The following is a 445-nucleotide window of genomic DNA, read 5'->3' as shown; positions in this document are numbered from 1 at the left end:
GAAAACTCCTTGGAAAACAAAGAGTTACGCAGTTTTCGGCAGCAGGTTGCTTCAGTTCATCGAAGCCTGGAAGGAGTTGAAAGAGCAGGGTTGTTTGGCGCTTTTGACGATTCGATCTTCTCGGTCGGAAGCAGCGGAAAAGAGGTGTTGACAGCAGCGAGTAACGCTGTAGAATTCGCCTCCCGCTAACGAGAGATCGGAAGCGCAAGTGGTTGAAGTTGCAAAGGAAACTTTGAAATCTTCGAAAAATAACCGCTTGACAGATACAGAGGACGCTGTAGAATGCGCGCCTCGGTTGAGACGAAAGTCTTGACCAATCGCTCTTTAACAACTGAATCAAGCAATTCGTGTGGGTGCTTGTGGAGTCAGGCTGATAGTCAACAAGATTATCAGCATCACAAGTTACTCCGCGAGAAATCAAAGATGTAACCAACGATTGCTGAGC

At 47.2% G+C, this 445-nt stretch carries 1 protein-coding gene; it reads left to right on the top strand.

All coding sequences use genetic code 11. The features are described 5' to 3' along the window. The coding region (locus AEQ67_RS36450) for a hypothetical protein (RefSeq protein ID WP_236710432.1) at positions 1-189 on the top strand (189 nt) is incomplete at its 5' end. Positions 190-445 lie beyond the last annotated feature (256 nt).

Source organism: Pseudomonas sp. RIT-PI-q (assembly GCF_001297125.1).
Taxonomy (GTDB): domain Bacteria; phylum Pseudomonadota; class Gammaproteobacteria; order Pseudomonadales; family Pseudomonadaceae; genus Aquipseudomonas.
Note: the sequence above shows the minus strand (reverse complement) of the source record. Positions and strands in the feature narration are given on the sequence as shown.